The organism is Aquipuribacter hungaricus (genome assembly GCF_037860755.1).
Lineage (GTDB): Bacteria > Actinomycetota > Actinomycetes > Actinomycetales > JBBAYJ01 > Aquipuribacter > Aquipuribacter hungaricus.
This window is the reverse complement of the sequence record NZ_JBBEOI010000002.1, coordinates 17,539-44,491: the sequence shown is the minus strand read 5'-3', so window position 1 is coordinate 44,491 and position 26,953 is coordinate 17,539. Positions and strand designations below refer to the sequence as shown.

At 70.8% G+C, this 26,953-nt stretch carries 28 protein-coding genes and 2 pseudogenes; 20 read left to right on the top strand and 10 right to left on the bottom strand.

Annotated elements, in window-relative coordinates; genetic code table 11:
• Positions 1–33 precede the first annotated feature (33 nt).
• The 11 genes from WCS02_RS01005 to WCS02_RS00960 all read left to right on the top strand — a co-directional run bounded on the left by WCS02_RS01005 (position 34) and on the right by WCS02_RS00960 (position 10,924).
• Complete coding sequence (locus WCS02_RS01005) at positions 34–384, top strand: NADH-quinone oxidoreductase subunit A (protein WP_340288415.1); 351 nt, start codon at positions 34–36, stop codon at positions 382–384.
• The gene (locus tag WCS02_RS01000; protein ID WP_340288412.1) at positions 375–1,577 is read left to right on the top strand and encodes a hypothetical protein; all 1,203 of its coding nucleotides are present in this window, start codon (positions 375–377) and stop codon (positions 1,575–1,577) included. The genes WCS02_RS01005 and WCS02_RS01000 overlap by 10 nt, the downstream gene beginning before the upstream one ends.
• A complete protein-coding gene (locus tag WCS02_RS00995; RefSeq protein WP_340288409.1) occupies positions 1,528–2,496 on the top strand; it encodes an NADH-quinone oxidoreductase subunit H in 969 nt (322 codons plus the stop codon). The genes WCS02_RS01000 and WCS02_RS00995 overlap by 50 nt, the downstream gene beginning before the upstream one ends.
• Positions 2,497–2,498: 2 nt before the next feature.
• Entirely contained in the window at positions 2,499–3,086 is a 588-nt protein-coding gene (locus tag WCS02_RS00990; RefSeq protein WP_340288407.1) for an NADH-quinone oxidoreductase subunit J, read from the top strand.
• Positions 3,083–3,385 (top strand): NADH-quinone oxidoreductase subunit NuoK, encoded by a 303-nt coding sequence (locus WCS02_RS00985; protein WP_340288404.1) that lies wholly within the window; start codon positions 3,083–3,085, stop codon positions 3,383–3,385. The genes WCS02_RS00990 and WCS02_RS00985 overlap by 4 nt, the downstream gene beginning before the upstream one ends.
• Entirely contained in the window at positions 3,382–5,319 is a 1,938-nt protein-coding gene (locus WCS02_RS00980) for a proton-conducting transporter transmembrane domain-containing protein (RefSeq protein WP_340288401.1), read from the top strand. The genes WCS02_RS00985 and WCS02_RS00980 overlap by 4 nt, the downstream gene beginning before the upstream one ends.
• 3 nt (positions 5,320–5,322) lie before the next feature.
• On the top strand, positions 5,323–6,813 hold the full coding sequence (locus WCS02_RS00975; RefSeq protein WP_340288398.1) for a complex I subunit 4 family protein: 1,491 nt from the start codon (positions 5,323–5,325) through the stop codon (positions 6,811–6,813).
• 9 nt (positions 6,814–6,822) lie between these two features.
• Entirely contained in the window at positions 6,823–8,220 is a 1,398-nt protein-coding gene (locus WCS02_RS00970; protein WP_340288395.1) for an NADH-quinone oxidoreductase subunit N, read from the top strand.
• A gap of 508 nt (positions 8,221–8,728) precedes the next feature.
• On the top strand, positions 8,729–9,403 hold the full coding sequence (locus tag WCS02_RS00965) for a DUF305 domain-containing protein (protein WP_340288392.1): 675 nt from the start codon (positions 8,729–8,731) through the stop codon (positions 9,401–9,403).
• 385 nt (positions 9,404–9,788) lie between these two features.
• A complete protein-coding gene (locus tag WCS02_RS21125) occupies positions 9,789–10,154 on the top strand; it encodes a helix-turn-helix domain-containing protein (RefSeq protein WP_422665408.1) in 366 nt (121 codons plus the stop codon).
• Between the two features lie 8 nt (positions 10,155–10,162).
• The gene (locus tag WCS02_RS00960) at positions 10,163–10,924 is read left to right on the top strand and encodes an IS30 family transposase (protein ID WP_422665410.1); all 762 of its coding nucleotides are present in this window, start codon (positions 10,163–10,165) and stop codon (positions 10,922–10,924) included.
• 173 nt (positions 10,925–11,097) lie between these two features.
• Here WCS02_RS00960 and WCS02_RS00955 read toward each other — a convergent pair whose 3' ends face one another.
• Positions 11,098–11,724 (bottom strand): Fur family transcriptional regulator, encoded by a 627-nt coding sequence (locus WCS02_RS00955; RefSeq protein WP_340288389.1) that lies wholly within the window; start codon positions 11,722–11,724, stop codon positions 11,098–11,100.
• 105 nt (positions 11,725–11,829) lie between these two features.
• On the opposite strand from WCS02_RS00955, the gene WCS02_RS00950 reads away from it, so the two are divergent.
• The 4 genes from WCS02_RS00950 (at position 11,830) to WCS02_RS00935 (ending at position 15,421) form a co-directional block, all read left to right on the top strand.
• Positions 11,830–12,870, top strand: a complete 1,041-nt coding sequence (locus WCS02_RS00950) for a metal ABC transporter substrate-binding protein (RefSeq protein WP_340288386.1) — start codon at positions 11,830–11,832, stop codon at positions 12,868–12,870.
• A complete protein-coding gene (locus WCS02_RS00945; protein ID WP_340288383.1) occupies positions 12,867–13,679 on the top strand; it encodes a metal ABC transporter ATP-binding protein in 813 nt (270 codons plus the stop codon). Before WCS02_RS00950 ends, WCS02_RS00945 begins: the two co-directional genes overlap by 4 nt.
• Positions 13,676–14,560 carry a metal ABC transporter permease gene (locus tag WCS02_RS00940; protein WP_340288380.1) on the top strand — a complete coding sequence of 295 codons (885 nt, stop codon included), beginning with the start codon at positions 13,676–13,678 and terminating at the stop codon, positions 14,558–14,560. Before WCS02_RS00945 ends, WCS02_RS00940 begins: the two co-directional genes overlap by 4 nt.
• 96 nt (positions 14,561–14,656) lie before the next feature.
• Entirely contained in the window at positions 14,657–15,421 is a 765-nt protein-coding gene (locus tag WCS02_RS00935) for a class I SAM-dependent methyltransferase (protein WP_376983893.1), read from the top strand.
• Here WCS02_RS00935 and WCS02_RS21120 read toward each other — a convergent pair.
• From WCS02_RS21120 to WCS02_RS00905, 7 genes and pseudogenes are all read right to left on the bottom strand, one after another.
• Positions 15,415–15,528: pseudogene (locus WCS02_RS21120) on the bottom strand (IS3-like element IS1141 family transposase); the annotation flags it as partial. The gene WCS02_RS00935 and the pseudogene WCS02_RS21120 overlap by 7 nt on opposite strands.
• Positions 15,529–15,741: 213 nt before the next feature.
• Positions 15,742–15,996 (bottom strand): hypothetical protein, encoded by a 255-nt coding sequence (locus tag WCS02_RS00930; RefSeq protein ID WP_340288374.1) that lies wholly within the window; start codon positions 15,994–15,996, stop codon positions 15,742–15,744.
• Positions 15,997–16,120: 124 nt separating this feature from the next.
• Positions 16,121–16,348: a hypothetical protein gene (locus tag WCS02_RS00925; RefSeq protein WP_340288372.1), complete on the bottom strand. Its 228-nt coding sequence runs from the start codon at positions 16,346–16,348 to the stop codon at positions 16,121–16,123.
• A 594-nt stretch (positions 16,349–16,942) separates the two neighbouring features.
• Positions 16,943–17,275: a hypothetical protein gene (locus WCS02_RS00920; protein ID WP_340288370.1), complete on the bottom strand. Its 333-nt coding sequence runs from the start codon at positions 17,273–17,275 to the stop codon at positions 16,943–16,945.
• A gap of 170 nt (positions 17,276–17,445) precedes the next feature.
• A complete protein-coding gene (locus WCS02_RS00915) occupies positions 17,446–18,504 on the bottom strand; it encodes a PDDEXK nuclease domain-containing protein (protein WP_340288367.1) in 1,059 nt (352 codons plus the stop codon).
• 11 nt (positions 18,505–18,515) lie between these two features.
• Positions 18,516–19,211 carry a recombinase family protein gene (locus WCS02_RS00910; protein WP_452039069.1) on the bottom strand — a complete coding sequence of 232 codons (696 nt, stop codon included), beginning with the start codon at positions 19,209–19,211 and terminating at the stop codon, positions 18,516–18,518.
• Between the two features lie 603 nt (positions 19,212–19,814).
• Complete coding sequence (locus WCS02_RS00905) at positions 19,815–20,915, bottom strand: transcriptional regulator (RefSeq protein ID WP_340288364.1); 1,101 nt, start codon at positions 20,913–20,915, stop codon at positions 19,815–19,817.
• 502 nt (positions 20,916–21,417) lie between these two features.
• Here WCS02_RS00905 and WCS02_RS00900 point away from each other — a divergent pair.
• The 5 genes from WCS02_RS00900 (at position 21,418) to WCS02_RS00880 (ending at position 24,847) form a co-directional block, all read left to right on the top strand.
• Entirely contained in the window at positions 21,418–21,759 is a 342-nt protein-coding gene (locus tag WCS02_RS00900) for a hypothetical protein (RefSeq protein WP_340288361.1), read from the top strand.
• Entirely contained in the window at positions 21,752–22,321 is a 570-nt protein-coding gene (locus WCS02_RS00895) for a hypothetical protein (protein WP_340288358.1), read from the top strand. Before WCS02_RS00900 ends, WCS02_RS00895 begins: the two co-directional genes overlap by 8 nt.
• Complete coding sequence (locus WCS02_RS00890) at positions 22,318–22,923, top strand: hypothetical protein (RefSeq protein ID WP_340288355.1); 606 nt, start codon at positions 22,318–22,320, stop codon at positions 22,921–22,923. The genes WCS02_RS00895 and WCS02_RS00890 overlap by 4 nt, the downstream gene beginning before the upstream one ends.
• The gene (locus tag WCS02_RS00885; RefSeq protein ID WP_340288352.1) at positions 22,881–24,374 is read left to right on the top strand and encodes a ThiF family adenylyltransferase; all 1,494 of its coding nucleotides are present in this window, start codon (positions 22,881–22,883) and stop codon (positions 24,372–24,374) included. Before WCS02_RS00890 ends, WCS02_RS00885 begins: the two co-directional genes overlap by 43 nt.
• Before the next feature lie 212 nt (positions 24,375–24,586).
• Complete coding sequence (locus WCS02_RS00880; RefSeq protein WP_340288349.1) at positions 24,587–24,847, top strand: hypothetical protein; 261 nt, start codon at positions 24,587–24,589, stop codon at positions 24,845–24,847.
• Here the strand turns inward: WCS02_RS00880 and WCS02_RS00875 are convergent.
• Positions 24,844–26,277 (bottom strand): recombinase family protein, encoded by a 1,434-nt coding sequence (locus WCS02_RS00875; protein ID WP_340288346.1) that lies wholly within the window; start codon positions 26,275–26,277, stop codon positions 24,844–24,846. The genes WCS02_RS00880 and WCS02_RS00875 overlap by 4 nt on opposite strands.
• 33 nt (positions 26,278–26,310) lie before the next feature.
• Positions 26,311–26,784 (bottom strand): annotated as a pseudogene (locus tag WCS02_RS00870) (CpaF family protein); the annotation flags it as partial.
• Positions 26,785–26,953 lie beyond the last annotated feature (169 nt).

Here is a 26,953-nt window from a genome sequence, read left to right as displayed (position 1 = left end):
GGGCATGCGTTCAGCGGATAGGAGGCGTCCCCGGTGAGCCAGTACGGCGGGGTCCTGGCCATGCTGGTCGTTGCCCTGCTCTGCGTGGTGGCGGCGTACCTCGCCCACCGGGTGACGGCGGTGGAGGCTCGGCCTGTCGAGGCCCGGCCGTTCCTGTCGGGGCACGAGCCGAGGCAGCATGCGCTGTCCCGGTTCCACGTGCGCTGGTACCCGGTGACGCTGGTCTTCCTGGCCTTCGACGTCGAGATGCTGTTCATGTACCCGTGGGCGGTGGTCGTCGCCGCCTCGGGTAGCGCGGCGGTGGTCGAGATGTTCGCGTTCCTGGGCGTCCTCATGGTCGCGGTCGTCTGGGCGTGGCGGGAGGGCGCTCTGCGATGGGTATGAGGGACCGGCTCACCGGGCTGGCCTTGCGTCGGGTGCACGTGCTCGTGGTGGAGGTCCCTGGCTGGTGGTCGACCCGGGTCGAGGCGCAGCAGCAGCTGTCCGCCCGGGGGTGGCGGGAGGCGTCCTCGCCCGCCGACGCCGACGTTCTGCTGGTGTGCGGGCTCGCCGGTGACCAGTTGGACGCGGCGGTGCAGCGGGTGTGGGAGCAGCTGCCGGGGCCTCGGGCCCGTTGCCTGGCCGAGTCCCCGACCGACGTGGAGGATGCGCTCCAGCGGGCGGCCGCTGCCCTCGCGGACCGCGACGCGCAGCAACACGACGCGCGGGACCGAGACCTCGACCCAGGTCGCCCGGACGGCGGGCCCGAGGACCAGGAGGAGGACACCGGCTCCCACCAGGACATGGCCGGGGAGTCCCGCGACAGGGCCGACATGGCCGACATGACCGACGGCGACATGGACCACGACGACATGGACCACGACGACATGGACGAGGACTCCCACGACATGGCAGGCATGGACCACGGCGACATGGACCACGGCGACATGGAGATGGCTCCGGCGGGGATCCCGCTGGCCGGTGGTGGCGAGGACCGTGACGGCCTGGAGATGGACGTCCTCCAGGTCCCGCTCGGCCCCGTCCTGCCGTGCTGGCCGGCTGGGCTGGTCCTGCACTGCAGCCTGCAGGGCGACGTGGTCGTGGCCGCGGACGTCGAGGTGCTGACCGCAGGCACCACCGCGCCTGACGCAGACCTCTCCAGACGAGCGGTGGCGGCGCGGCTGTGCGACCAGGCGGGCCAGGTGTTGGAGCTGTCCGGTTGGGGGGCCGCAGCGCGGCGTTCGGCCCGGGTCCGGGACGCCCTGCTGGGCGGCGTCGACGCCACCGCCTGCGCGGCCGCCCTGCGGCGGCTCCGGGGCCTGGTGGAGGGGTCCCGGCTGCTGCGATGGTCGTTGCGCGACCTCGGACCGGCCGGTGGCGACGTCCACGGCCGACTGCTGCAGCTCCTCCGCTCAGCGGGTGACCTGCTGCAGGACGCCCCGGACCCGGTCCGCGGACCGGCTGGGTGGACCGGCACCGACCCGCAGGAGCTGCCGCGGTTGGTGACCGGCCTGGACCTGGCCGCCGTCCGGCTCGTCGTCGCGAGCTGTGCCCCCGACACCGCACGACTGGTCACCGCGGGGGTGGAGGGTGGTTGAACCCGTGGTCGGGGCTCTGGTGGTGGCCGTGCTGCTTGGAGGCCTCGCGTTGGCGGCGGCTTCCCTGGACGGCGTCCTGGCCGCCCGAGGTCGGTCGAGCGGTATGGCGGCGGGGTGGTCGGCGCCGCTGGCCGAGGCCGCCCGGTTGATGCGGCAGAGGCGCCGGACCATCGTCGCGGCCGACGTGCTGCTGTGGCGCGTCGGGGGGGCGGCGCTGCTGGTCCTGGCGCTGCTGAAGGCGGTGGTGGTGCCCGTGGGTGGCCGTTCCGTGGCCGACCTCGCGGTCGGGGTGGTCTGGTTCAACGCGATGGACGTCACGGTGTGGGCGGCCGTCTGGCTGCTCGGCTGGGGGGCCAATTCCGCGCACGCGCTCGTCGGCGGGTACCGGTTCCTGGCCCAGGGCCTGGCCTACGAGCTGCCGCTGATGTTCGCCCTCACCGCCCCGGCGGTCGCGGCCGGCAGCCTGCGCCTGGCCGAGGTGGAGGCCGCTCAGCAGGGCGGCGCGTGGTTCGTGCTGTGGATGCCGGTCGCCTTCGCCGTGTTCTGCCTCGGCGTCGTCGCCTTCTCGGTGTGGGGGCCGCTGTCGGTCCCCGCCGGGGTCGACGTGGCCGGCGGCGTGCTGGCCGAGCTGTCCGGGGTGGACCGGTTGCTCGTGCTGGCCGGGCGCTACGCGCTGCTGGCGGCCGGGGCGGCCTTCGCCGTCCCGATGTTCCTGGGCGGCGCCGACGGCCCGGTCCTGCCGGGCTGGGCCTGGTTCGGCCTCAAGGTCGTGCTGCTGCTGGCGTTGCTGGTGGCGTTGCGCCGTCACCTGCCGGTGCTGCGGCCCGACCGCTTCGTGGAGGTGGGCTGGCTCGTGCTCCTCCCGGCGGTCCTCCTGCAGGTGCTCGTGGTGTCCGTCGTCGCGGTCTGGAGGTACTGACGGTGGGAGGTACTGAGGTGCTCGAGTCGGTGGTGTTCTGGGTGCTCGCGGTGGTCGCGGTCGCCTCGGGCGTGGTGGTGTTCCGGGTGGACTCCATGGCCCGGGCCACGTACGCCCTGGCGGTGTCGTTCGTCGCCGTGGGGCTGGCCCTGCTGCTGGTCGACCTGCATTACATCGGCATCATCACCGTGCTCATGATGATGATGGAGATGGCCGTCATGGCCGTCTACATGGTCATGTTCATGGGCATGAACCCGGCGCTGATGCCGATGAGCATGGTCCACGACAACCGCGCCGCCATCGCCGCAGCCGTCGCCACGTTCGTGGTGCTGGCCGGCGGCGCCCTGCTGGTGCCGTGGCCGTCCCGACGGGAACCGGAACCCGGCGCTGTCTTGGGCTCTGCGGCGGAGCTGGGCGAGGCAATCATGGGCTCGCACATGCTCGTCATGCTCACGGTGAGCCCCGCCATGCTGGCCACGATCGTCGCCGGTGTCGTCCTGGCCCAGGCGCGGGGCCGCTACGACCGCCTCGGGGACGACCTGGACCGTCGACCGGCCGACGACCCTCAGCCGGGAGGTGTCGGCCGATGACTCTCGAGGCGGTCCTGGTCGTCGCGGCGGCGCTGTTCAGCGTCGGGCTCTACGGCGCCATCTCCCAGCAGGTGGTCGTCATGGTGATGATGGGCCTGGAGCTCATGCTCAACGGCGTCATCCTCGCCGCGGCCGGCTTCTGGTGGTTCCTGTCACCGGACCCGACCGGGCAGGTGCTGCTGCTGGTGGTGATCGCGGCGATGACGCTGGAGATGGCGATGGGGTTCGCCGTGGCCACGCTGCTGCACCGCTCCCGGAACAGCGACATGACGGACATGGCCACGGACCTGTCCCGATGACCGCCACGCAGGCCACGCAGGCCGCACTGTGGGCTCTTCTCCTGCTGCCGGCGCTGGCGGGGGCCGCGCTCTGCCTGGCCGGGTCCCGTGCCGAGCGCGTCGCGGCACCGGCCGCGCTCCTGGTCGCCACCGGCCTCGTCGTGCTGGCGGGCGTGGTGACGCTCGGGGGCCCGGAGGTGTCGGTGCCGTTCGTGGCCGGCGGCCGGTTCGGACTGGCGGTGGACCCGCTGTCGGCGGTCGTCGTCCCCACCGTGGCCCTGGTGAGCCTGCTCGTCCTCGCGTTCGCAGCCGCCGACGTCCGGACCGGTCGCCACCGCTTCCACGGCCTCATGCTGCTGTTTGCCTCCGCGGTGGAGCTCACCGCGACCGCCACCACGCTGCCCGCGCTGCTTCTGGGCTGGGAAGTGATGGGCGCGACCTCCTTTGCGCTCATCGGCCACGCCTGGCACGAGCAGCACCGGGTCTCCTCGGGCACCGTCGCGTTCCTCATGACCCGCACCGGCGACCTAGGTCTGTACGCCGCGGCCGCCGCCGTGCTCGCCGGGACCGGCAGCATGCGCCTGGCCGACCTGCCGACGCTCGAGGGCCCGTGGCTGCACGTCGCTGCCGCGGGCGTTCTGGTGGCGGCGCTCGGCAAGGCCGCGCAGCTGCCGTTCTCGGCGTGGCTGTCTCGCGCCATGGACGGCCCCAGCCCCGTCAGCGCGCTGCTGCACTCCGCGGCCATGGTCGCCATGGGCGGGTACCTCCTGCTGCGGACCGCCCCCCTGCTGGCCGCGAGCGGCTGGGCCGCGACCACCGCCGCCTGGGCGGGCGCCTTGACCGCCCTGCTGCTCGGTGCGGTGGCCGTCGGGCAGCGGGACCTCAAGCAGCTGCTGGCCGCCTCCACCGCGGCCCAGCTGGGCTTCGTCGTGCTCGGCGCCGGCGTGTCGGCGGTGGCGGCGGGGACGGCGCACCTCGTCGCGCACGCCGCGACCAAGGCGCTGCTGTTCCTGGTGGCCGGGGCGTGGCTGTCGGCGCTGGGCACCAAGCAGCTGACCGCCCTGCAGGGCGTCGCCCGGCGCTGGCCGGTCGTCGGCGTCAGCGCCACGGTGGGCGCGCTGGCCCTGGCCGGTGTCGCCCCGTTGTCGCTGTGGGCGACCAAGGACGAGGTCCTCGCCGCCGCGCTGGGCGCTTCCCCGGCCCTGTACGTCGTGGGTCTGGCCGCCGCAGCGCTGTCCGCCGCCTACGCCGGGAAGATCCTCTTCGTCCTGTGGCGTCGGGCCCCGGACGACGTCGAGGCCGGCTACGACCTCGAGGAGCAGGGCACCCGCCACGTCGGCCCCGCCGAGCAGGTGCCGCTGGTCGTGCTCGCCGTCGGCGCCGCGCTGCTCGGGGTCCTGGCCCTGCCCCCTCTCGGCGAGGTGCTCCGCGAGCGTCTGGACGCCGGACCTTTCGCCACCGCCGGGGTCGCGGAGCTCATCGGCTCCGCGGCCCTTGCCCTGGTCGTGCTGGCGGCCGTCGCCCGCTGGGGCCTGCCGGAACCGCGCCTCCTGCGCGACTGGCTGGACCTGGAACGGGCCACCGACGTTCTGGTCGTGCGTCCGGTGCTGCGGCTGGCCGGGGCCCTGGCCCGCTTCGACGACCACGTCCTGGACGCGACGATCGACCGTACGGTCGGCGCCGTGCTGAACCTGGCGTCCGCCGCCGCCGTCGCCGACGACCGCTACGTCGACGGCGCCGTGCGGACCTCCGCCCGCGGCGGCGACGCCGTCGCCGCCCTCACCGCGCGCACCGACGACCGGGCCGTGGACGGGGCGGTGGAGTCCATCGCCCGCCAGGTGCGTCGCCTCGGCGGGCTCGCCCGGGCGCCGCAGACCGGTCAGCTGCACCAGTACTACCTCCAGGTCGCCGCGACGCTCGCGGTCGGCGTCGTCGTGCTCCTGGTCGTGAGGTGACCCGTGCTCAGCACCATCGTCTTCCTGCCCCTGCTCGCTTCGGTCGTCCTCGCGGGCCTGCCACGGCTGGGTGACCGTGCCGCCCGCTGGACGTGGGTCGTCGCCAGCCTGGTCGAGCTGGCGCTGGTGGGGGTCGTCTGGGCCCGCTACCAGACCCCCGCCCCCGGCACGCTCGCCTTCGAGGAGCAGGTCCCGTGGATCCCCGGGGTGGGGAGCAGCTACCACGTGGGCGTCGACGGTCTGTCGCTGCCGTTGGTCGCGCTCACGGCCGTGGTGTTCGCCGCGTGCGCGGTGTACGCGCTGCGGGAGCAGGACCGGCCCCGGCTGCAGGCCGCGCTGTTCCTGTTCCTGCAGTCGATGTGCCTCGGCCTGTTCGTCGCCGCGGACCTCATCGTGTTCTTCGTCTTCTTCGACCTGTCCATCGTCGGCATGTACTTCGCCATCGCCGGCTGGGGCCACGGCCAGGCCGCACGCTCGGCGCTGAAGTTCTTCCTCTACACCTTCCTCGGCTCCCTCGCCCTGCTGCTGGGGTTCATCGGTCTCTACGTCAGCTCACGGCCCCGCACCTTCGACATGGTCGAGCTCGCCGCGAACCCCCCGCTGGTCGACGACGGCCTCGTCGGAGGGCTGGTCCTGGCCGCGGTGCTGCTCGGACTGGCCGTCAAGACGCCTACCGTGCCGTTCCACACCTGGCTGCCGCCGGCCCACACCGACGCCCCGGCCGTCGGCTCGGCCGTGCTGGCCGGCGTCCTGCTGAAGATGGGCACGTACGGCTTCGTCCGGATCGCCATGCCCATGCTCCCGGACGCCTGGCGCGACTGGGCCTGGGTGATCATCGCCGTCGGCATCGTGTCGGTCCTCTACGGGGCGCTGGTCGCCCTGGCCCAGACCGACCTCAAGCGGATGATCGCCTACACCTCCGTCAACCACATGGGCTACGTCGTGCTCGCGGTCGGTGCGGCGGGCCTTGTCGCGGGAACCGACGAGCAGGCCCGCGCCGTCGCGGTCACCGGCGCCGTCACCCAGATGGTCAGCCACGGGCTGATCACCGGCGCCCTGTTCCTGCTCGCCGGGGTGCTCCACGACCGCGCCGCCACCTACGACATGGGCGCCTACGGCGGGCTCGCCCGACCGGCGCCCCGATTCGCGGCCTGCTTCGCCGTCGCGGCGTTCGCCTCGCTCGGCCTGCCCGGGTTCAGCGGGTTCATCGCCGAGTTCCAGGTCTTCGCCGGCGCGATCGCCGCCGCCCCCGTGGCCGCGATCGCCCTGCCCGGCATCCTGATCACCGCCGCGCTGTTCCTGCGAGCCATCCAGCGGCTGCTCACCGGGCCGACTACCGGCGCCTCGGTGGGGTTCACCGACCTGCGCGCGGCGGAGCTGTGGTCGGTGGTGCCGCTGCTGGGCCTGGCCCTGCTCATCGGGGTCCTGCCCCGGACGCTGCTGGACGTCGTGGAGCCCGCCTCCGAGGTGGTCGTCCAGCTGGTCGGGCGGTAGCCGGTGTCCATGGGCATGGCGATGCAGCCGTCAGCGCTGCTACCGGAGATCTGCCTGCTCGTCGGGGCGCTCGTGACCCTGCTCGGCGGCTCGTTCCTGCCCCGCCGGCGCCAGTGGGTGGCCCGGCTCGTCGCCGTCGTCGCCCTGCTCGCCTCGTCCGCAGCGACGCTGGTCGCTGCGGGCGACCCGGCACTCTTGGTCTACACCGACACCTTCGCCGTCGACGATGCCACCACCGCCGCCCGTCTGGTCGTCGCGGCCGGGACGCTGCTGGTCATCGGCCTCGGCGTGGACGAGCTCACCGGCGCCCGGCAGGAGAGCGAGACGTACACGCTGCTGCTGCTGTCGGCGCTGGGAGCCGTCGTGATGGCGGGCGCGGCAGACCTGCTGGTCCTCGCAGTCGGCTTCCTGCTGGCCAGCATCCCGCTGTACGGCCTGATCGGGATGTCCCGCACCGCCCGCGCGGCCGAGGCGGCGCTCAAGACGTACCTGCTCGGCGCCCTGTTCGGCATCACCATGCTGCTGGGCGTCACCGTCCTGTTCGGCGTCGGTGGCACGACGACCTACACCTCGTTGACCGCGGGCCTGCAGGACGCGCCGGCCGCAGCGGTCGCCGTGGGCGTCGTCGCGGTCCTGGCCGGTCTGATGTTCAAGGCCGGGGCCGTGCCGGGCCACTTCTGGGTGCCGGACGCCGCCCAGGGCGCCGGCACCACCGCCGCCGCCTTCCTCACCACCCTGCCCAAGGTCGGCGCCGTGATCGCGGCCTACCGCCTGGTCGAAGTCGTGGCCGGCGCCGCTGGCACCGGTCTGCTCGTCGCTGGTGTGGCCGTGCTCGGCATGACGCTGGGCAACCTCGCCGCCTTCGCCCAGACCGACCCGCGTCGGCTGCTGGGCTGGTCGACCGTGAGCCAGGTCGGGTACCTGCTGGTGCCCGTCGCCGTGGCGGGCCGCAGCGACCTTGCCCTGCCCTCGTTGCTGCTGTACCTGGCCGCCTACGCCGTCACCAACCTCGCCGCCTTCGCCGTGGTGGCCGCGCTGCCGGAGCGCCGGACGCTCGCCGAATACCGAGGCCTCGGCCGGCACCGGCCCTGGCTCGCCGGCGCACTGCTGGTGAGCCTGCTCGGGCTGGTCGGGACGCCCCCGACAGCGGTCTTCGTCGGCAAGCTGACCACCGCCAGCGCCGCCTGGGACGGCGGCCTGCCCTGGCTGGCGGTCGCCGTCCTCGTCAACACCCTCCTCAGCCTCTTCTACTACCTGCGCTGGCTCGCGCCCGTCGTGGCCCGCACCGACCCGCACGCCACCGCACCGGCACCGAGGCCGTTCGCCGAGGTGGCGGCCCTCCTGGCCGCAGCTGCGAGCCTGCTGCTGGGTCTCATGTCCGGGGTGCTCCTGAGCCCCTGGTCGTGAGTTGGCCGTTCAGGTGGCAGCTGTCGACGCCTCCGGATTGCAGTACGACAACCAAGTACGTAGGTCTCTTCCACCTGGTGGACGGGCAGATCACCCTCTTCCGCGCGCGAGTGCTTCGACCCGCCGATCGTGCAGGGTGTGCGCGGAGGCTTGCCGCCGCCTGCGAGCAGGCCTGGGCGGACCTCCTCTCCACCTTCAGCGGAGGTTGAGACCAATGTGAGTCGGTCGAGCAGGGCGGACGCCGCCGCGGCCGGTGCCGCGGCGGTTTCCGGACCGCCCCCTTCCACCCTGCACCCCGGTCCGCACCTCGGCCTCCGACACCGGTACCGCAGAACTCACGCCGGAGAGACGGTCCCCCACGGCTGCCGTGTCCCCCGCTGGTTCGGTAACGCTCTTCCGGGGTCCCGCCCCGCCCAGGTGACTCAAGCCACAAGTCGCCCGCGTGTATCAGCGAGCCCGCTCGGGGTAAGCATGATCTGACCTTCAACTACCCGTCTGGAGCCCTACCGTGTCTTTTTCCTCCGCTCTGCGCCCCCGGGTCGCCACTACCGCCGCCGTCGCGGCTCTCGCGCTCACCCTGACCGCCTGCGGCGGCAGCGACGACAACGCTGGCGCGACCGCGGCAGCCACATCCAACATGACCATGGAATCCACCGGGACCCCTATGGCGATGGAGCCGTCCGAGGCGCCCATGGCGATGGAATCATCCGAGGCGTCCGTGCCCGTGGACGCCCAGTTCCTCACCGCGATGGTCCCGCACCACCAGTCCGCGTCCGAGATGGCGCAGATCGCCGTCGAGCGGGTACAGGACCCCGAGGTCAAGGCCCTCGCCCAGCGGATCATCGACACCCAGACCGCCGAGATCGCCCAGATGACGGAGATTTCGACCACGGAGTACGGCACCACACCGCCGTCGGACATGATGGCCATGAGCCACGACATGATGGGCATGACCATGACGATGGATATGGCCGCCGACATGGCGATGCTCGAGTCCTCCGCCACCCCCGACGTCACGTTCCTGCAGATGATGATCCCGCACCATGCGTCCGCGCTGATGATGGCGGACGAGGAGGTCAAGCGCGGCACCGACGACGAGGTCAAGACACTGGCGGAGAAGATCAAGTCCGACCAGGCCAACGAGATCGGCGAGATGCAGCAGATGCTCGAGCGCCTCGCCTGACAGCCCCGGCGTATAATTCCACGACCCCCTCCGGGGGGACCTCGGCGTTCGGCCGGGAGCTGCGGGGCATCATGACAAGCTGTCGGTCCTCGTCTCATTGAGGTCCTGCTGGAATCACCCGCAAACGCGGGTGTGAACCTCCTACCGAAGGACCGATTGAGGCGGGCAGTTCGTGCAGGACGTCGGCCCCCACTGGTTCAGCGACAATCCAGCCTCGGTCACCGTCCCGAAGGCGGCCGGCGGGAACAGGGGGTCGTCGCAACACCCGAGGTGAGGGGTGTTGTCGGTGTCGAGGTGGAAGCACGAGCAGCTGCAGCGTCAGGAGCGGTTCTGGGAGCAGGTGCGGCGGGGTACGACGTGTACGGCGGCCTGTGAGGCTGCCGGGGTGGACAGGGCCCAGGGCTACCGGTGGCGGCGGGCAGCGGGCGGGCGGGTCCCGGCGGCGCCGAGGGAGGTCAGCGGACGCTTCCTGAGCCTGCAGGAGCGGCTGCGCATCGCAGACCTGCACCTGGCCGGGCACGGGGTCCGCGGCATCGCCGCGGCGCTGGGGCGGGCGCCGTCCACGATCAGCCGGGAGCTCAGCCGCGGCGGCGCCCCTAGCGCTGGCCCCGGCCGGCCCCGCCCGACAGCCCGGGCCAGCCGCGCCTACGCCCCCTACGCCGCGCACCAGCGGGCCGCGGCCCGGGCCCGTCGCCCGAAGGTCGCCAAGCTCGACGACCCGCTGGTCGGGGCCGAGCTGAGCGCCACGTGAGCCCGAAGATGGACCTGCGGTGGAGCCCGCAGCAGATCAGTACCTCGCTGGTGCGCGCCTACCCGGACCGGGAGGAGATGCGGGTGTCGCCGGAGACGATCTACCAGTCCCTGTTCGTGCAGGGCCGCGGGCACCTGCGCGCTGACCTGCACCGACAGCTCCGCGCCGGGCGCGCGGAGCGCCGCCCCCGCACCGTGGCCGCCCTCGGGTCCTGGTCAAAGGTCCCCGGCGCCGTCAGCATCAGCGAGCGGCCCGCCGAGGCCGCCGAGGCCGCCGTCCCCGGCCACTGGGAAGGTGACCTCATCCTCGGCTCGAACTGCCGCTCGGCGATCGCGACCCTGGTCGAGCGGGCCACCCGCTACGTCCTGCTGGTCCACCTGCCCGGGGCCCACGACGCCCCCACGGTCGCCGCCGCGCTCGCCGCGACGATCCAGACCCTGCCGGGCCACCTGCGCCGGTCGCTGACCTGGGACCGCGGCACCGAGCTGGCCCGCCACGCCGACATCACCCTGGCCACCGACATGGCCATCTACTTCTGCGACCCGCACAGCCCCTGGCAGCGCGGCTCGAACGAGAACACAAACGGGCTGCTGGGGCAGTACTTCCCCAAGGGCACCGACCTGTCGCGGCACCCGGCCGAGCACCTGGCCGCGGTCGCCGCAGAGCTCAACGGCCGGCCCCGGAAGACCCTGGGCTGGGACACCCCGGCCGACGCGATGAACCGCCTACTGTCAGACCCCGATCGTCCAACTGTTGCGACGACTCCCTGAGACCGCCGACCGTTTCCGGACACCCGGTCGCCAGCTGGGACCGACTGAGGGGACGGGGCCTGGGTGGATGGGTAGCCCAAGTCTTTGGACCTGATCCTCGCCCGATGGCACCTCCACCCAATCCCGGTCCGCAGCGGTACTAGGGGTCTGTGTTGTCGGTCAGGCTGAGGCCTTCACTGGCCCGTGCTGTGGCTCGTGCTGTGGCTCGTGCTGTGGCCCGCGCTGTGGCCCGCGCTGTGGCCCGCGCGGTGGCCCGCGCTGAGGCAGGCCCGGCAGGTGCCGGAAAGGGCGACGTGGGTAGGGTCCAGGGTGAAGCCGTGCTGACGGGACAACCGCGCCGCCACGGAACGGAGCATGTCCGGGGGTAGGTCAGTCACCGCACCGCACCGCGTGCAGGAGGCGTGCAGGTGGGCGCCTTCGGGCCGGAGCAGGTGGTAGGCGGTGTTGCCGTGGCCGACGTGGACGTGCTGGACGACGCCGCGCTGGGTCAGCGCCTCCAGGGTGCGGTAGACGCTGGCCCGGTGCACCGTCGGATCGCTCGCGGCGACCAGGCGAACCACCTCCTCGGCGTGGACATGTCCCGCGTGACCGGCCAGGGCCTGGACCACCCGTCGCCGGGGCCGCGTCATCCGCTCCCCCCGAGCACGCAACAGCACCCCGATCTGCGCCACCACGTCCGATTCCCCCACCGTCCCCGCGTTGATGCCGCCTCCGGGCTCCGCGTCTGTCACCCCGCCCGGCATGCCCGGCTCCAGGTTCGGCTGCACGCCCGGCTGCGGGTTGGTTCCCGAATCCACCACCCTCGTAGTCTCCCTCCTCCGCCCGGGGACGTCCCCGAGCCGTCGCGGATGGGGCTAGTTGCGACCGGAGCGCAACAAGGCCGACCTCGTGCCTATGCTCTGCGCGTGACTCCCAAGACCCATCTGCCGGTGATGACCGCCGGTGTGCTCGTCGTACTTCTCGCGGCGTGCGGTGGCGGTGCGACCGACTCCACGTCCGGCGACGGCTCGACCGACGACGGCGCCGATGGCTCGGCGAAGGCGCTGCAAGTCGTGACGACGGTCGCCCCGATCACCTCGATCACGGCGGCGGTGGCCGGTGACCGGGCGCAGATCAACGGGCTCGTCCCGGAGGGCACGAACTCTCACACCTTCGACCCACCCCCCAGCGCCGCGGCCGTCCTGTCGGACGCGGACGTGGTGTTCATCAACGGGCTGCAGCTGGAGGAGCCGACGAAGGACCTCGCCGAGGCCAACATGAAGGACGACGCCGTCCTGGTCGAGATCGGCACGGAGGTCCTGCCGGAGGAGGAGTACATCTACGACTTCTCCTTCCCTGAGGAGGACGGCAAGCCGAACCCGCACCTGTGGACCGACCCGACCTGGGCCATCAGGTACGCCGAGGTCATCCGGGACACCCTCACCGAGGCCGACCCGGACGGCGAGGCGACCTACGCGGAGAACTTCACGGCGTTCGAGGCCCAGGCCACGGAGCTGTCCGACGCGCTGCGCGCGGACCAGGAGAGCATCCCCGAGGGCGGGAAGGAGCTGCTGACCTACCACGACGCCTATGCCTACTTCGCCAAGACCTACGACTGGACGGTGATCGGGGCGATCCAGCCCGAGAACTTCGAGGACCCCACCCCGCGGGAGGTAGCGGGCCTCATCGACCAGATCGAGGCCGAGGAGGTCCCCGTGATCTTCGGCTCCGAGGTGTTCCCCTCCGCCGTCCTGGAAGAGGTGGGCAACGCGACAGGCGCCCGCTACGAGGACACCCTGCGCGACGACGACCTTCCCGGTGAGCCCGGCGACCCCGAGCACTCCTGGCTCGGTCTCATGCGCTACGACTACGTCACCATGATCAACGGTCTCGGCGGGGAAGCGACGGAGCTCGCCGCCCTCGACACCGCACCGGCGGTCCCGGACGACGCGACGTACCCGCAGTGACCGTTCTCGACGCCCCCCGCGGCGCCCTGGTCACGCTGGCCGGGGCGAGCTTCGGCTACGACGGGGCGGTCGTGCTCGACGAGATCAACTTGTCCATCGCCGCGGACGACTTCATTGGCGTCGTCGGGCCCTCCGGGTCGGGCAAGACCTCCCTGCTCCGGCTGCTGCTCGGCACCAGCACCCCCCAGCGGGGGACGGTCACCCGACAGCCGGGCCTGGCCGTGGCCTACGTCCCTCAGCTGGAGACGGTGAACTGGAACTTCCCGGTCACGGTCTTCGAGTGCGTATTGATGGCCCGGACCACCCGAACCTGGCCGTGGCCCACCAAGGCGGAGCGCCACGAGATCCACCAGATTCTGGACCGGCTCGGCATCGGCCAGTTGGCCTCCCGGCACATCCGCGAGCTGTCCGGGGGGCAGCAGCAGCGGATGTTCATCGCCCGGGCCCTGCTCCGCCGCCCCAAGCTGCTCCTCATGGACGAGCCCACCACCGGCGTGGACGTCAACTCCCGCCACGACGTCCTGCACCTGCTCGGCGAGCTGAACGCCGAAGGTGTCGCGATCCTGCTCACCACGCACGACCTCAACGGCGTCGCCGCGCACCTGCCGCGCCTGGTTGCCCTCCACGGCGCGATCATCGCCTCCGGCACCCCCCAGGAAGTCATGAGCCCCGCCGTGCTCGAACTGACCTACGGCGCCCCCATGGAGGTCCTCGAGCACCTGGGCATCCCCTTCGTCCTGGACCGCTTCGAGGAAGCCGGACACCTCAGCCGGACATCAGGCCGGGCATCGGGAAGAGCCTCCGCATGATCCAGGCGTTCCTCGACCCGTTTGGCTACGAGTTCTTCGTCAAGGGCGTCATCGTCGCCACCCTCGCCGGTGGGCTCTGCGGCCTCATCGGGGTCTACATCACCCTGCGCGGCATGAGCTACATCGGCCACGGCCTGTCCCACGCCATCTTCGGCGGCTTCGCCGCCAGCTCCGTCATCAGCCTCAACTACTACCTCGGCGCCGGCGTCTGGGGCCTGGCCTCAGCGCTAGCCATCAACCGGGTCACCCGCAGCCGACGCATCGGCGCCGACGCCGCCATCGGCGTCATCACCACCGCCAGCTTCGCCCTCGGCGTCGCTCTGCTCACCATCTTCGGCAACAAGGGCCCCAGCTTCGACGCCGCCCTGTTCGGCTCCATCATCGGCGTCGCCACCTCAGACGTCCTCGCCCTCGCCGGCATCACCGTCTTCACCGTGATCGTCGTCATCACCAACTACCGGGCCTTGCTCTTCGCGACCTTCGACCCCGAGGTCGCCGACGTCAGCGGGGTCAAGGTCGCCCGGACCGACGCCCTCCTGATGCTCGTCTTGTCGCTCGCGATCCTCGCCACCCTCACCGTCATCGGGGTCACGCTCGTCGCGGCGACGCTCGTCATACCCGCCGTTGTCGCACGGATGCTCACCAACCGGTTCGCGACGATGCTGTGGCTGTCCAGCGGTATCGGCGCAGCCTGCGGCCTCGTGGGAATGAACCTGAGCTACCACCTCGACGTGCCCTCCGGCACCACCATCGTCCTCACCGGGGCCCTCGTCTTCGTCGTCGTCCTCAGCTTCACCGGCAGCCGACGCCTGCAGCGCACCGCCCGGCTGGACCCCTCAGGCCGCGGCAGTGCCCCCGTGGCGGTCACCACGGTCTCCTGATAGCTGCTTCTGGCCCGACGCAGGTGGGGGCCCTCGTCGACGCCCCGGCGGGTACGAGCCAAAGGAAGCAACGCCCCCTGACCCACGGCACGTGCCATGCGTGCCAGACCGACCGCGCCTCGGCCCATGCGTTCTGCAGCGAGCCGGGGGGCCAGACGAGGCCACTGGCACTGCACGCGGTCATCCGATCGCCGGTCGCCCGACCTGACCCGACACTGGGGGATGAGCCGTGAGCGCGAGCACGCCCACCCGGTCTTCGCTCAGGTCTACCGGCTAGTCGCCGCGGCCGGGGAACGCGGCGGCTTCGGCCAGCTGCGCGCGTCGGTGCTGGCCGACGCGAGCGGTCGGCTGCTTATCCTTGGTCTCGGACCCGGCCACGACCTGGCCCACCTGCCCGCCGCCGTGACGTCGGTGGTCGCCGTCGAGCCCGACCCCTCGATGCGCGCCCTGGCCCACGGGCGGGTGACGGCCTGCCCGGTGCCGGTGACGCTGCTCTCGGCCGACGCCCATGCCCTGCCGCTGGCCGACGGCTCGATCAACGCGGTGCTCTGTGCCTGTGTGCTCTGCTCAGTCGCGCAGCCGCCCAGGGCGCTCGCGGAACTGCGGCGGGTCCTGGTCCCCGGTGGACGGCTGCTCCTACTCGAGCACGTTGCCGCCCCTGCAGAGCACTGGGTCGGCCGGCTCCAGCAGCTGCTCCAGCCGTTCTGGGGACGCGCCGCCGGGGGGTGCTCGGTCCGGCGCGACACCTCAGGCGCCGTCACGGCCGCCGGCTTCGACGTCACCGCGGTGCGCACCGCGATGGTCTGGCCGAACCTGCCGCCCGTCGCTCCGACCGTCCTGGGCACCGCCGTCAGCCGATAGGCAATAGGCGACGGCGGCGCCTGGCTGTAGGGGTTGTGGTTGGACACGTGGGGGCGGGAGTGGCTGCGGGTGGCACCGAGGGCGACGAGCAACTGCGCGACGGGTTTGAGGTGTGAAGCCACCTTGGCCGTGGTTGGCCGCTTCGAGAATCAAGGCGCACAAGGTGTCGGTCGTCCACCTGATGTCACCGAGACCCCCACCCCAGGTCGACCGCGCCGCACCAGTTCAGGGCGTGTCACGCAGCCCGCGGACAGGACGGCGACGGGCAGCAGACCGGCGGCCGTGGCGGGGTGAAACCTTATGGCAAAGGCTCCGCACCATTAGGCCGCCGCCGACGAGGACCACGAGAACGGCAGTGAACGTCGGGAGCAGGCGACGGACGGTGCCGAGCGCGGTGCCCGGCCTGCGGCGGGGGCGAGACGTTCGAGCCGGGCGCGCCCGTGGACGAGAAGCAGACCCAACGCAGTCAGCACACCGGCCATGCCGAGCCCGTAGGCCAGCACCAGTAGGACGCCGAACACGGTCCGGCCCAGCGCGATCGCGCCGAGCAGGACGACGAGGGCGGACGGGCTCATACCAGGCCGCCGGCGACGCCGACGCCCACGAGCGACCGCCGGCTGAATCCGCCCGGCCCGTGCGTGTTGCCGCCGGCCCGTGGGTGTGCCGTGGCCGAAGTCGTGACCAAGGCCAGAGCTGTCGTCATACGCGGGGCGTGGACATGGACGTGACGGTGGCGAGGCCGTGGTCCGCACCGGGCACCGCCAGCGGCGTCTGTACCGCGCTACCCAGCGACGTGCGCCGGTCCCGCATGGCGTCGCGGAGCATGAACATCTCAACCACGACGACGAGCAGGCCGCTGACGACACCGAGGTAGCGGAGCACCTCCTCCCCCGCGACGCTGCTGTTCGAGCGGGGGCTGCGACGCAAACCTGTCTCGATGGTCCTGTTGCGGGCGGTGTGACCTCTTCTGAGCCAACGACGGCTGCTGCTGCCCTGGTCATGCAGCAGGGCGTCTACTGCTTCTACTCGCGGCGGCTCGTGAAGGCGATTGCCCGACTCGTCGACGGCCGGTCCTGCCTGGAGGTCGCCCGCCGGGGATGGCACGCTGTCACGGTTCCTCCGCAAGGAAGGTGTCCCCATCACCGCCACCGGCGATTCTAGCTGGGACCACGCCATCCAGTTCGGCGGCGACATCGAGCGGCTGGACGCGCGACAGGCGCTGCGGACCCACGCACCCGAGGTCGTCGCTGCTCGTGGCCGCCCCCCGGCAACACCTTCGAGAAGCACGTGTTCGACTCCCCCAGCGTGGACTCCTACATCCTGCTGACCAGCCGCCGCGCCTTCGCCGCCGGGAACCAGACGCCGACACCGCGCAGAGAACGTGCAGCACGACCTCACCCTCAGCCGCCTCGTCCTACCCGACCACGTCGACGGCGCCGTCTACCTCTTCCGCCGCCGATCTGACCCGCCACTAGAGGCCGAGATCGCCGCACCGCAAAGGCGACCGGGTGGTCGGCGGACCTAGGGGTTGTAGAGCAGCGCCAGCGTCGTCCCCGCGGCCAACAGCAAGAGCAGGCCAGTCAGCCAGTCAAGCCGCAACGGGCGACCGCGGGCCGCAGCGGGCACGACCGCCAGCCACAACCCGGCCGGGACCAGCCACCAGCCCCACACACCGTGCTCCTCCCAGGGCCAGTGCGAGACGTTTCCTGTGGCTATCACCTGCGGGGCGAGCGCGGCGACCGACCCAAGTGGCACGACGACGGCCAGCAGCACCACGAGCCAGGTGAGAGCACAACGGCGGCTGGAGGCGGCAGTGCCCATACCTGCGGCCGGTGGACTCTGCGACAAGGTCACCGCGGCAGCATGCCGCACGGCGACAGTACTGTCGCAAGACCAAGGTTCTGAGACGGCCTCGGTGAGACAGAGGTGCCCCGTTGGACTCAAGCGTGCCGTGACTCACAAGTCGGTCCGAAACAGTGAACGGCTGGCGTGTCTCCTACCCGACTTCTGCGAAAGCCCGGGCCTCAGTGCTCGTGCTGCACGCCGGCGGCGGCGACGTCGCCCCCGGGCAGGGCGAATCCCGGTGCATCGGCCAGGGCGTCGGCCAGCTCGTCGGTGCTGGGAACGACATCTCGAACCGCGGGAGGAAGGGCGTCGTAGCCGGCCACCGCCATCGGGGCGGTGGCCCCGGCCAGGGAGTACCGCACCACCCGTTCGTTGCGGTCCCCGCACAACAGGATCCCGACCGTCTCCGCGTGCTGGTCGCGGCGCCGGAGGTTGTCCTCGACCCAGGCGACGTAGAACCCGAGCTTCCCGGCGTGCTCGGGCACGAACTTCCCGGTCTTCAGCTCCACGACGACGAAGCGGGACTGCACCCAGTTGAAGAACAGCAGGTCGATGTAGAAATCGTCGCCGTCGACCTCGAAGTGCCACTGCCGGCCCACGAACGCGAACCCGTGGCCGAGCTCGAGCAGGAAGGCCTGCAACCGGTCCATCAGCGCGGCCTCGACCTCCCGCTCCCCCGCCCGCTCGGTCAGGTCCAGGAAGTCGAACACGTACGGGTCGCGCAGCATCTGCTGGGCCAGGTCGCTGTCAACCGCGGGCAACCGGTCGGCGAAGTTCGACGGCGCCGCACCGCTGCGCTGCTGCAACCCGGACGTGATCTGGTGGGCCAGGACGGTGCGGGACCAGCCGTGCTCGACCGTGGCCGCGGCATACCAGTCCCGCTGCTCGACGTCGTCGAGCTTGTCCAGCAGCACCGTCACGTGTCCCCACGGCAATCGTCCAACAGCCTGTTGGACGATTGCCTCCTGCGGCCAAGCGGCGGCGAAGGAGCGCATGTAGAAGAAGTTGCTGCGCGACAGACCCCGCATGCCGGGGAACTCCGCCCGCAGGTCCGCGGCCAGCCGCTCGATGACCTTGCTGCCCCACCCATCGGCCTGCTGCCGGGCGAGGACCAGCCGACCCAGGCGCCAGTACAGGCCCACCAGCTCGGTGTTCGCGGCCCTGACCGCCCGCACCCGTGAGGTGCGGACCTCCGCCTTGACCTGCGCCAGCAGGTCCCCGTACCCGGCTGGCAGCACCTCTGACCCACTCACGCCGTCGCCCCCCGCCGAGACGTCGACGCCTTCGTAGATGCCTTCCGCCTCGGCTTGGACTCCGCCACGGACTCCGGCGCGGACTTCACCGCTCGCCCCGCCGCGGTCGGCGATTTCGCGGCCGCCGTGGTGGCGTCGTCGCGCTGCAGCGCGCGGTAGATCGAGGTTCGGCTCACCCCGAGCACTCCCCCGATCTGCTCCACCGTCAGCTCCCGCGCGTCGTACATCCGCCGGGCCTGCCGCCGCTGCTCCTCCGACAACTTGCTCGGCCGGCCCCCCAAACGGCCACGAGCCCGCGCCGCGGCCAGCCCCGCGACGGTGCGGTCACGGATGATCTCCCGCTCGAACTGGGCCAGGCTCCCGAACAGGTGGAACACCAGGCGCCCGCCGGCGGTCGTGGTGTCGATGTCCTCCCGCAGGGACCGGAACCCGACCTGCCGCTCGTCCAGGCCGTTCACGGTGTCGATCAGGTGCCGCAGGGACCGGCCCAGCCGGTCCAGGCGCCACACCACCAGGGTGTCGCCCGGCCGTAGCCGATCCAGGACCTCGTCCAGCTTCGGGCGCCGCTCCAGCGTCCCCGACGCGTGATCGGTCCACACCCGGTAGCAGCCCGCCGCGGTCAGCTCATCGACCTGAAGGTCGGCGCTCTGCTCCGCCGTCGACACCCTCGCGTACCCCAGCAGCTCACCCACAACCGCAAGGTAACGAAACCGTCCCCGCCCAACTGGTACGACACGTTGATAACGGACGGCAGTTCTGGGAACGGCCGACCTGGCCGTTCACCCGCCGCCGAACGCCCTGCGTTCCGTGTCCCAGAAACGAACGTTTGCGATCCACGTGCCCCGTGTACCGACGACTGTCTACCTGGCGCACCTGCCGCGAACGGCCTACCGGCCGGGGCTACCGGGTGACCGAGGCGACGAGCCGTCGGACCTGGAGCCACCAGGCGACGTCGACGTGACAGCGTCGCGTGGCGCTCCGCGAGCCGGTCAGCGGCGTCGATCCGGCCGCTGCTCCGCTGTGTCAGCAGGACGGCCAGGATGGCCACCACGGCGCTGAGGACAGCAATCCTCTCCTCGCTCATGCCCCGCGCCTGCTGAGAACGCGCCGAGCCTACGAGGGGACTGTTGAGGACCCGGCCCTATGGTTCCGCCAACTGGGCCAATTGCATCGCCAGGAGCCTGCTTGAGACCGGCGACTTCCGACCATGGATACCCCCTCGATGGCGATCAACAGAGCCCTCTCAATTTCGCCGGGACTCGTGCACCATATTATTGGACGCCGGTGGAGCACTCTCACTTCCATGCTTGCAAGGCGCTGTTCACGGATGGGGCGTCCTTAACAAGCGACGTCCTCCAGTCAAGACGTCCGCGGTGCTGGAGCTGTCCGACTACTACGATGTGCGCCACGCCCAGCGCAACAGCCACCTCGTTCACCCATGATGCGCTTATTCGGGGCGGGGCGGCAGGAAAGCCGTTCGAGAAGCAAAGGTGCCCTGCCTTGCTGTTCGCTTCCTGCTCCTGGTCGCTCTGCGAGCCGTTCTCGCCGTCAAGGGATTCGACGATGAGCCGATCCGCGTCGACGTGCCGCAGTAAGAGGTGGGCGACTTCGTGAAGCAAGGTGAAGAGCACCTTGTCCAGCCTTTTTCCCCGACCTGACAGGCCAATGACTGGAACGCCTCCGACAAACATTGCACAGCCGTCGATCTTGGCTCCTGGAAATGCCTCGACATACACCAATCGGACTCCAACCTCGCTGAATTGTTCCTCAAGGTCCCTGAAGTCTTCCGCGGACTTAAGCTTTTTGGCCAGCGACTCAGCAAGTGCCAGCAGGGCCGATTCCGAATATTGGGCCTGCGGCAGCGCCTGGCGCGCCCTCTTGCGAACGCATGCCACCCAAACGCGTTGAAGCCCGCTTAGATCCTCACGCGGGTTGGCCCGTCTGGCAGCCGCAGCGATGTCTGGTTCATCCTCTAGGGAGTCGAGCTCGAAGAGATCCATGACCTCGGCCTCCAGCTCTTCGAGGGAACTACCGGTCAGGAATCCGCGTCGTTTGAGCAGTTGTATCGGGCCTTTGTCGTTCAAGCGGGCGCGGCGTCGCACCTCGTCTAGCCTCACCTGCGTCTGTGGGTTCCGTGACTGCTCAACAAGCAGGTGTTGATCTTGGTGGTTGAGCCAATATTCGGCGGTGTGCCCAAGGGCGGCACCAAGCTGGGCGGCTGAGTCCCGGGTGATCTCTTTCTTGCCATTGATGATCTCTGAGACGAATTGGGTGGGGCGGTCCAGCACCACCGCAAAGTCGGCTTGCGTCCACCCTCTCGCTTGGAGCTCCCGCTCCAAGATCTCCCCCACCGGCACGGGCGCGATCGGCAGCGGGTCGTGTCCGGCTGTGCTCATCGCGCTGTGCCCGTCTCTTCGTAGTCCCCGAGATTGAAGAGCACGGCACCCGCGCTCCCGTCGCCCTTGAACGTCAGGCCGATGACACGCCCCGACGTCAAGGTCGCCTGCGCTCGGTCAGGGTCGTCTGGCCCACTTGGCTCGATGCCGAGCAGGCGTGTGTTCCGTAGGTCCGTGTGGACACGGGCCGCGCGGGCGCACTGCACAAGCAGCCGGAAGTCGGCGATCTCAGAGTCACTCCATCCTTCGGGACGGCTGGTTGGGTCGGTAGCGACGCGTCGCAGCTCTTCGTCGAGGTACGACCGGTCCACGCGACTGCTTCCTATCACCCATGGGCTGATGAACATGTCATCGGGAACCATACGGCTGCTTGGCCGGGTGACAACTGCGCGACACTCCGCCTGGCTCGATGACTGTTCATCACCCTAGGGGTGATGGACAGCATGGTACTGTCGGTGACGTTGTTGGATTGGCTGACGACATCGAGCACAGGAGGGCTGCCATGCCGGCACCTGACGCACGCACAGAAGAGGCAGGCACCGCGGCCGAAGGGAAGGGGAAGCCGACTCCACCGGGCCACCTCGTGGTGCAGGTGTACAACGAGGACGCCGGTGGTCCGCCGCTACGCGTCAGCAGCGGCCCGGGCGAAAAGCTGTCCAAGGTCGTTGACGCCGTGTACCGGGCGCTGGGGGTCACGCAAAAATCGGAGGACCGTCTCACCTGCCTGGCGACCGGCGAGGATGTCCGGCAGTACAGCGAGCTGCACCTGAGGGAGTACGCCGCCGGGCAGTGCAGCGACCTGGTCTGGACGTTCGCCCGCGACACCGGCGGCGCCCGTGCCTGACCCGAGCCCGGTCGACCCCCAGGTGGCAGCGGCGCTGTTGAGCGCGCACCTGGCCGACTTCTTCCAGCACTCCCCCCGCGTAAGCGACGCTTCGGGCTGGGCCTACGAGGTCACCGACGACCCCCTCGTCGCCCTGGTCCATCTTCCTGCACGCCCTCTGACGAGCGGTCGGGACGACACCTACACCGTGCGGCTCGATGCCTCCTGCTACGACACCTGGCCGGTGTCGGCCACCTTCGTGGAGCGCCAAGACGGGCACTGGCGGCGGGCCCGACTCGGCACCCCTGCATTCCCCCTGCTCCTCGGCTCCCCCGGCGCACCCCCCGGGCCCGGTCCCGGCTTCCAGTTCGCCCTCCACGACGAGTACCCGTTCACGGACCACCCCGACCAGCTCATCTGCTTCTCCTACAACCTGGGCTACTACCGCAGCGGGCACACACCCGCGGCAGGACAGGCCTGGCGGCCAGGCAAGGACCGCCTCGACGCGACCCTCACCCGCATCCACAGGGCACTCCAGAGCGCTGCCTACGCCGGGCCGTCGCGCACAGCCGACGCCGCATGAGCACCACAGTCCGCGTCCCTGATGCTGTCTGGCAGGACCTTCTCGGCCTGTTCGAACAGCATCAGCCCGGTGTTGAGCGCATCGCCTACCTCGACGGCTTTCGCGTCGACGAGAACGGATACCCCGGCTCGGCCGGCGATGCCGAGGTCTACATCGCGACGACGGTGGTCGTCCCCGACGCCCTCCTGAGGCGTGGGAACTACGTCGTTCCGGCAGAGGCCATTAGCCGGGCGGGGCAGCACCTGCGCACCCGGCGAATGACGCGCGTCGCACAGGTCCACTCCCACGGCGACGATTGGGTTGAGCACTCCGGCACCGACGACGAACGCGCCTACAGCCAGCGCCCCGGGTCCCTGTCCATCGTGGTCCCCTTCCACGGCACCGAACGCCCGGACATCTCCGACTGCGGCGTCCATCTCCGGACCACGAGCGGATGGCAGAGAGTGCCGGCCGAATCGGTCATCACAACCATTCCGTCAGCCCTCGACCACAGGAGCACGACTTGGACGCCCCGGCCGAACCCGACCCCCAGTGGAGGCACCTCCTCCCCATTCCGGGCGTGGACGAGGAGCGTGCTCCGGCGTCTCGGCCCATCCACGTAGTCATCGATGTAGACCCGGATCTCGCTGGCCAGGCGGGCCTCCAGCACCTGCTGTGGCTGCTCGTCGCCCTCCTGACCAGGAGCACGCGAGAGCTCATAGCGAACGTCCGCCTCGAGACCATCGATGCGCCTCTACTACCAGGCATCGACCCCAGCTCCCCCGACGGCGGGCATTCCCTGGTCGCCGCCCTGAAGGCAGCGGCCGACGCTTTCGGGGTCGAGGCCGCGCCTGTTATGAACGACTGGGACGCGGTCGAGCGTCCTGACCTCGTCCTCCAGATCGGCGGCACGGTCGCTGTGCGGAGCGCAAGCAATGTCCTTCACGTCTCGGCGGCCGGATGGGCGGGAGCCGTCACCGCACAACCCGACGGCGACCTCCCGCTCGACCTGAACAGCAGGAACCCCTTCGGCCCGTACGTCGCCGCCTGTCTGGCCGCCGGCCAGGCGTACATGTACGCCCGGGTCCGCGGCCACGAGCTGTCGACCGCCGCCCTCGACGCGTGGTCGCTGGAGCAGGACCCGTCGAACCTGCCGAGGGACGCCGTTGCCTACCGAGGTGAGCCAGCAGTGCACCTCGACCACGTGCTCGCCGGAGTCGGGGCAGTGGGTTCCGCACTCCTGCAGACACTGTGGGCCTACCAGCCCGCGGCCGGGACGGTCCGAGCAGCCGACGCCGACCCTCAAGGCGTGGACGACACTAACCTAAACCGCTGTCTGCCCTTCCATCGCAGCGATCTGGGACAGCCAAAAGCCCACGTCGCCGCCCGCCGGCTCAGCGGACACCACGGCCTGGTGGTCGAACCACTCCACGACGTCGCCGAGACGCTCGTCGGCCCGCGCACGAACCTGGTGAGCGCAGTCGACACACCGGAAGCGCGCGCGGCGCTCCAGGACAAGTACCCGGCGTCTGCGGTCCAGGCCTCCACCGCCGGACTCCGACTGGAGATGCTGCGTGTCGACCCCAACCACGGGACCGCATGCCTGCGCTGCTTCAACCCTCCCCACGAACGGACGCCTGACAGCGAAATATGGGCACAGGTCGCCGAGATGGACGACGACGCCATCGCGGCCCACGCCGCAGCGGTCGGCACCGATCCTCATCAGGTCCGGCACTGGGGCCGTACGGGAGGCTGCGGCCAGGTCGGTGACGCCCTCCTGGCACGGCTTCGACCCTCAGACGGCGGTGCCGCTCAGTTCTCCGTGGGGTTCATGTCGGTCCTGGCCGGCACCCTGCTCGCCGCCCAGGTCATCAAGGACGCCGTCCGCCGCGACGGCGAGCCGCGGGACGCGGCGTACGCGGTCCCACTGAACGGACCGACAGCAAGGTTCGTGACCAACTGCTTGGACTCGGCCCATGCCCCCGCAGGCGCCCGCCGCTACGCCAGAGACAAGACCTGCCCAGCCTGTGAAGGAGTTCGGCGAGACGTCTGGGCCCAGCGCTACACCGGCTAAACCGTGGTGGCCGCGGTCGCGACTTTGCAAGGGAGACAGAGCCACGGCCCGTCACAGTGTCTAGGGCCATCGCAGCCGGACGCGGCGACATATAGGGGCGGTGGTCGAGCACCTCCGGACAGGGGGCGGGTCAGACGACCGCCAGGGCTCGCCTGCCCCCTTGCGTGAAGAGACGGCGCGCCGGCCGTCACCACCGCGTCTGGAGGCCAGCCATGGGCAGCAGCAATGAGCACGCGCCGGCTTGCCTTGAGGCAAACGCGAGCTTCCGCAACGTCCCGATCGCAGATGCCGCAGGCGGGTGTAGGTGGGTAGCCGTCGACCACGACGCCGCCGTCGAGCTGGTGCGACGCACCCGGGCAGCCCAGGGGCTGCCTGCTCGGATCGAGGACCGAGCCGCCCGCGCCCGCGTCCTGGATCTTCTGGCCGGCGCGATGTCGCTCGCTCGCGCGGGACATCACGTCGCATGGAACTAGCTCAGCCAGACGATCTCGACGCGGGCCGCGTCGACCCGGTTGCCGCCGTGCGTCGACGGGTGCACAACCACGGATTGCAGCAACCCGGTCAAGAGCGACCGCTGCTGCTGCAGCGTGAGGGCAGCCCAATGCCCGGTGAACTCGTCCACGGTCCTTGGGACATCTCGTAGAAGCCTGTTGCGGGCCGTCGTCGCGTAGCGCGCCTCGATACTCTCGAGGCGTTGGGCGAGGGCGTTCCTCGCGGTGAGCCACTCGGCGGCGCGGATGGAGCCAGCCGCATAGAGGGCGGCCAACTCCTCGAGCTGCGCTCTCACTCCGGCGGCCCCCTCGTCCACGGGCGGGACCGGATCAGGCTCGAAGGCCACGTCACCTGCCAGCGCCTCAATGACAGCTGCGACGACGAGTCCGTCGAGTGCGTCTGCATTGATCGTCAGACGACCGCATCGGGCCAGGCCCGGCTGCTTCGAACAGACGTACCGGCGCGTGCCGCGAGCGGAGTCAACGTGGCCGGTGAGGGGCGCCCGGCATCGACCACATCGCGCCAGCGCGGCAGACAGCAGGTAGGTGGAGCGCCCAGGACGCCCTCCCGTCCTGCGTGCCGGGTCTCCGAGCAAAGCCCTCAGTCTCTCGGTCGTCTCGCGGTCCAAGATGGCGGGCCAGGTCCCCGGCGCGACGAGTTCGCCGGTCCCTCGACCGCGGCTGCGCTCGCCACGACCCGGCGTCGGCGTGTGCTCCCGCCAGCCGCAGTAGCGAGCTGCGGTGATCATGGACCGAAGGTTGGGTCCCCGCCATGTGCCCGTGCGACCGCTGGGGGTGGGGACCTGGCGCTCATTGAGGGATTGAGCAATGCCAGCCAGGCTGTCGCCGCGCAGGATGCGATCGCTGATCTCGCGCACCACAGCGGCTTGCACGTCATCGACGGCGAAGCTGCCGTCCAGGTTGCGCCGGTACCCGTAGCCAAGCTGGCCCTGAACCTTGCCGGCCTGTGCCTCCTGCAGCCGGGCCCTCCGGACGCGTTCAGACTTCTGCTCGCTCTCGTGGCGCGCTGCCGCACCGAGCATTCGGGCGACCATTCGCCCTGCCGCCGTAGACAGGTCGAGGTCGCCGGCTCGCACAGTGAGCGTCGCGACATTCTGCCGATCACACGCCTCGATGTAGGCCTCGAGCTCGGAGGGCGAGCGGTGCAGTCGGTCGGTGTGCCAGGCGACGACCGCGTCGAGTTGACCGGTCTGAATGTCGTTCAAGAGGGCTTGGTACCCCGGTCTTGTCCTGCCGCTGTAGGCCGAGATGTCGTTGTCCTCGTACACGGCGACGACCGGCCAGCCGCGCTGCTCGACGAGCTGCTCGCAGTCCTGTCGCTGTCGGGAGACCCCCAGCCCTGCACCTGTGCGGTCGGCGGAGATGCGGCAGTAGATGCCAACCCTCGTCACCCCTGCAGGGTACTTCTAAGAGTGGGCTGTCTTGACGGCCCAGTGGCGCCGCGTGATGTCGGGGATGACCACGTGTAGCCGGGAGCCGTCCGGCAGCGTCGCGTCGACGAACGGGCTCGAGAGGTCCACCCGTCGCCCGCTCGTCTTGAGCATGCGCTCGACGAGGTCGCGCACCGCGGCGTCGGTGAGGATGGTGGTGGTGAGCTCGGAGATCCCCTGCCGGGCGACGAACACCTTGCCCGGCTCGTTGATCCACACCTCCTCGACCTCGGGGTCGTCGAGGTAGGGCTGGAGGGGACCGAAGCCGACGACCGCGTCGAGCACCTGCTTGACCGTGGACGACGCGTCGAGGACGGGCGCGAGGGTGCCCGACAGCGAGCGCTCGTCGTAGTCGGCGACCAGGTCCTCGACCAGACGGCGCATGCCGCCCGGGTCCCGGTCGGGGTCCAGGTTGCGTCGGCGGATGAGCTCGCGCGCCTCGCCGACGACCGCCGTCACCGCGTCCACGCCACCCCCCTCGGTCGCCCGCGGACCCCTGCCGCCGGCGCTCGCACCATACGAACTCCGAGACCGGCGGTGCTAGAGCCGGACGGGCCACCTGTGGACGACGCTCCGGCGTCCACAGCCTCCGGTCCGTGACCACCGCCGTGCACCCGCGGACGGGCAGCGTGTCCTC

Excerpts from the sequence above, each read along its gene's own strand:
- WCS02_RS00930 (WP_340288374.1), bottom strand. The coding sequence starts at position 15,996 with ATGAGCCCGTCCGCCCTCGTCGTCCTGCTCGGCGCGATCGCGCTGGGC.
- WCS02_RS00935 (WP_376983893.1), top strand. The coding sequence starts at position 14,657 with ATGCGTGCCAGACCGACCGCGCCTCGGCCCATGCGTTCTGCAGCGAGC.
- WCS02_RS01000 (WP_340288412.1), top strand. The coding sequence starts at position 375 with ATGGGTATGAGGGACCGGCTCACCGGGCTGGCCTTGCGTCGGGTGCAC.
- WCS02_RS00890 (WP_340288355.1), top strand. The coding sequence starts at position 22,318 with ATGAGCACCACAGTCCGCGTCCCTGATGCTGTCTGGCAGGACCTTCTC.
- WCS02_RS00970 (WP_340288395.1), top strand. The coding sequence starts at position 6,823 with ATGGGCATGGCGATGCAGCCGTCAGCGCTGCTACCGGAGATCTGCCTG.
- WCS02_RS00900 (WP_340288361.1), top strand. The coding sequence starts at position 21,418 with ATGCCGGCACCTGACGCACGCACAGAAGAGGCAGGCACCGCGGCCGAA.
- WCS02_RS00960 (WP_422665410.1), top strand. The coding sequence starts at position 10,163 with ATGGACCTGCGGTGGAGCCCGCAGCAGATCAGTACCTCGCTGGTGCGC.
- WCS02_RS00940 (WP_340288380.1), top strand. The coding sequence starts at position 13,676 with ATGATCCAGGCGTTCCTCGACCCGTTTGGCTACGAGTTCTTCGTCAAG.
- WCS02_RS00980 (WP_340288401.1), top strand. The coding sequence starts at position 3,382 with ATGACCGCCACGCAGGCCACGCAGGCCGCACTGTGGGCTCTTCTCCTG.
- WCS02_RS00880 (WP_340288349.1), top strand. The coding sequence starts at position 24,587 with ATGGGCAGCAGCAATGAGCACGCGCCGGCTTGCCTTGAGGCAAACGCG.
- WCS02_RS00985 (WP_340288404.1), top strand. The coding sequence starts at position 3,083 with ATGACTCTCGAGGCGGTCCTGGTCGTCGCGGCGGCGCTGTTCAGCGTC.
- WCS02_RS00905 (WP_340288364.1), bottom strand. The coding sequence starts at position 20,915 with ATGAGCACAGCCGGACACGACCCGCTGCCGATCGCGCCCGTGCCGGTG.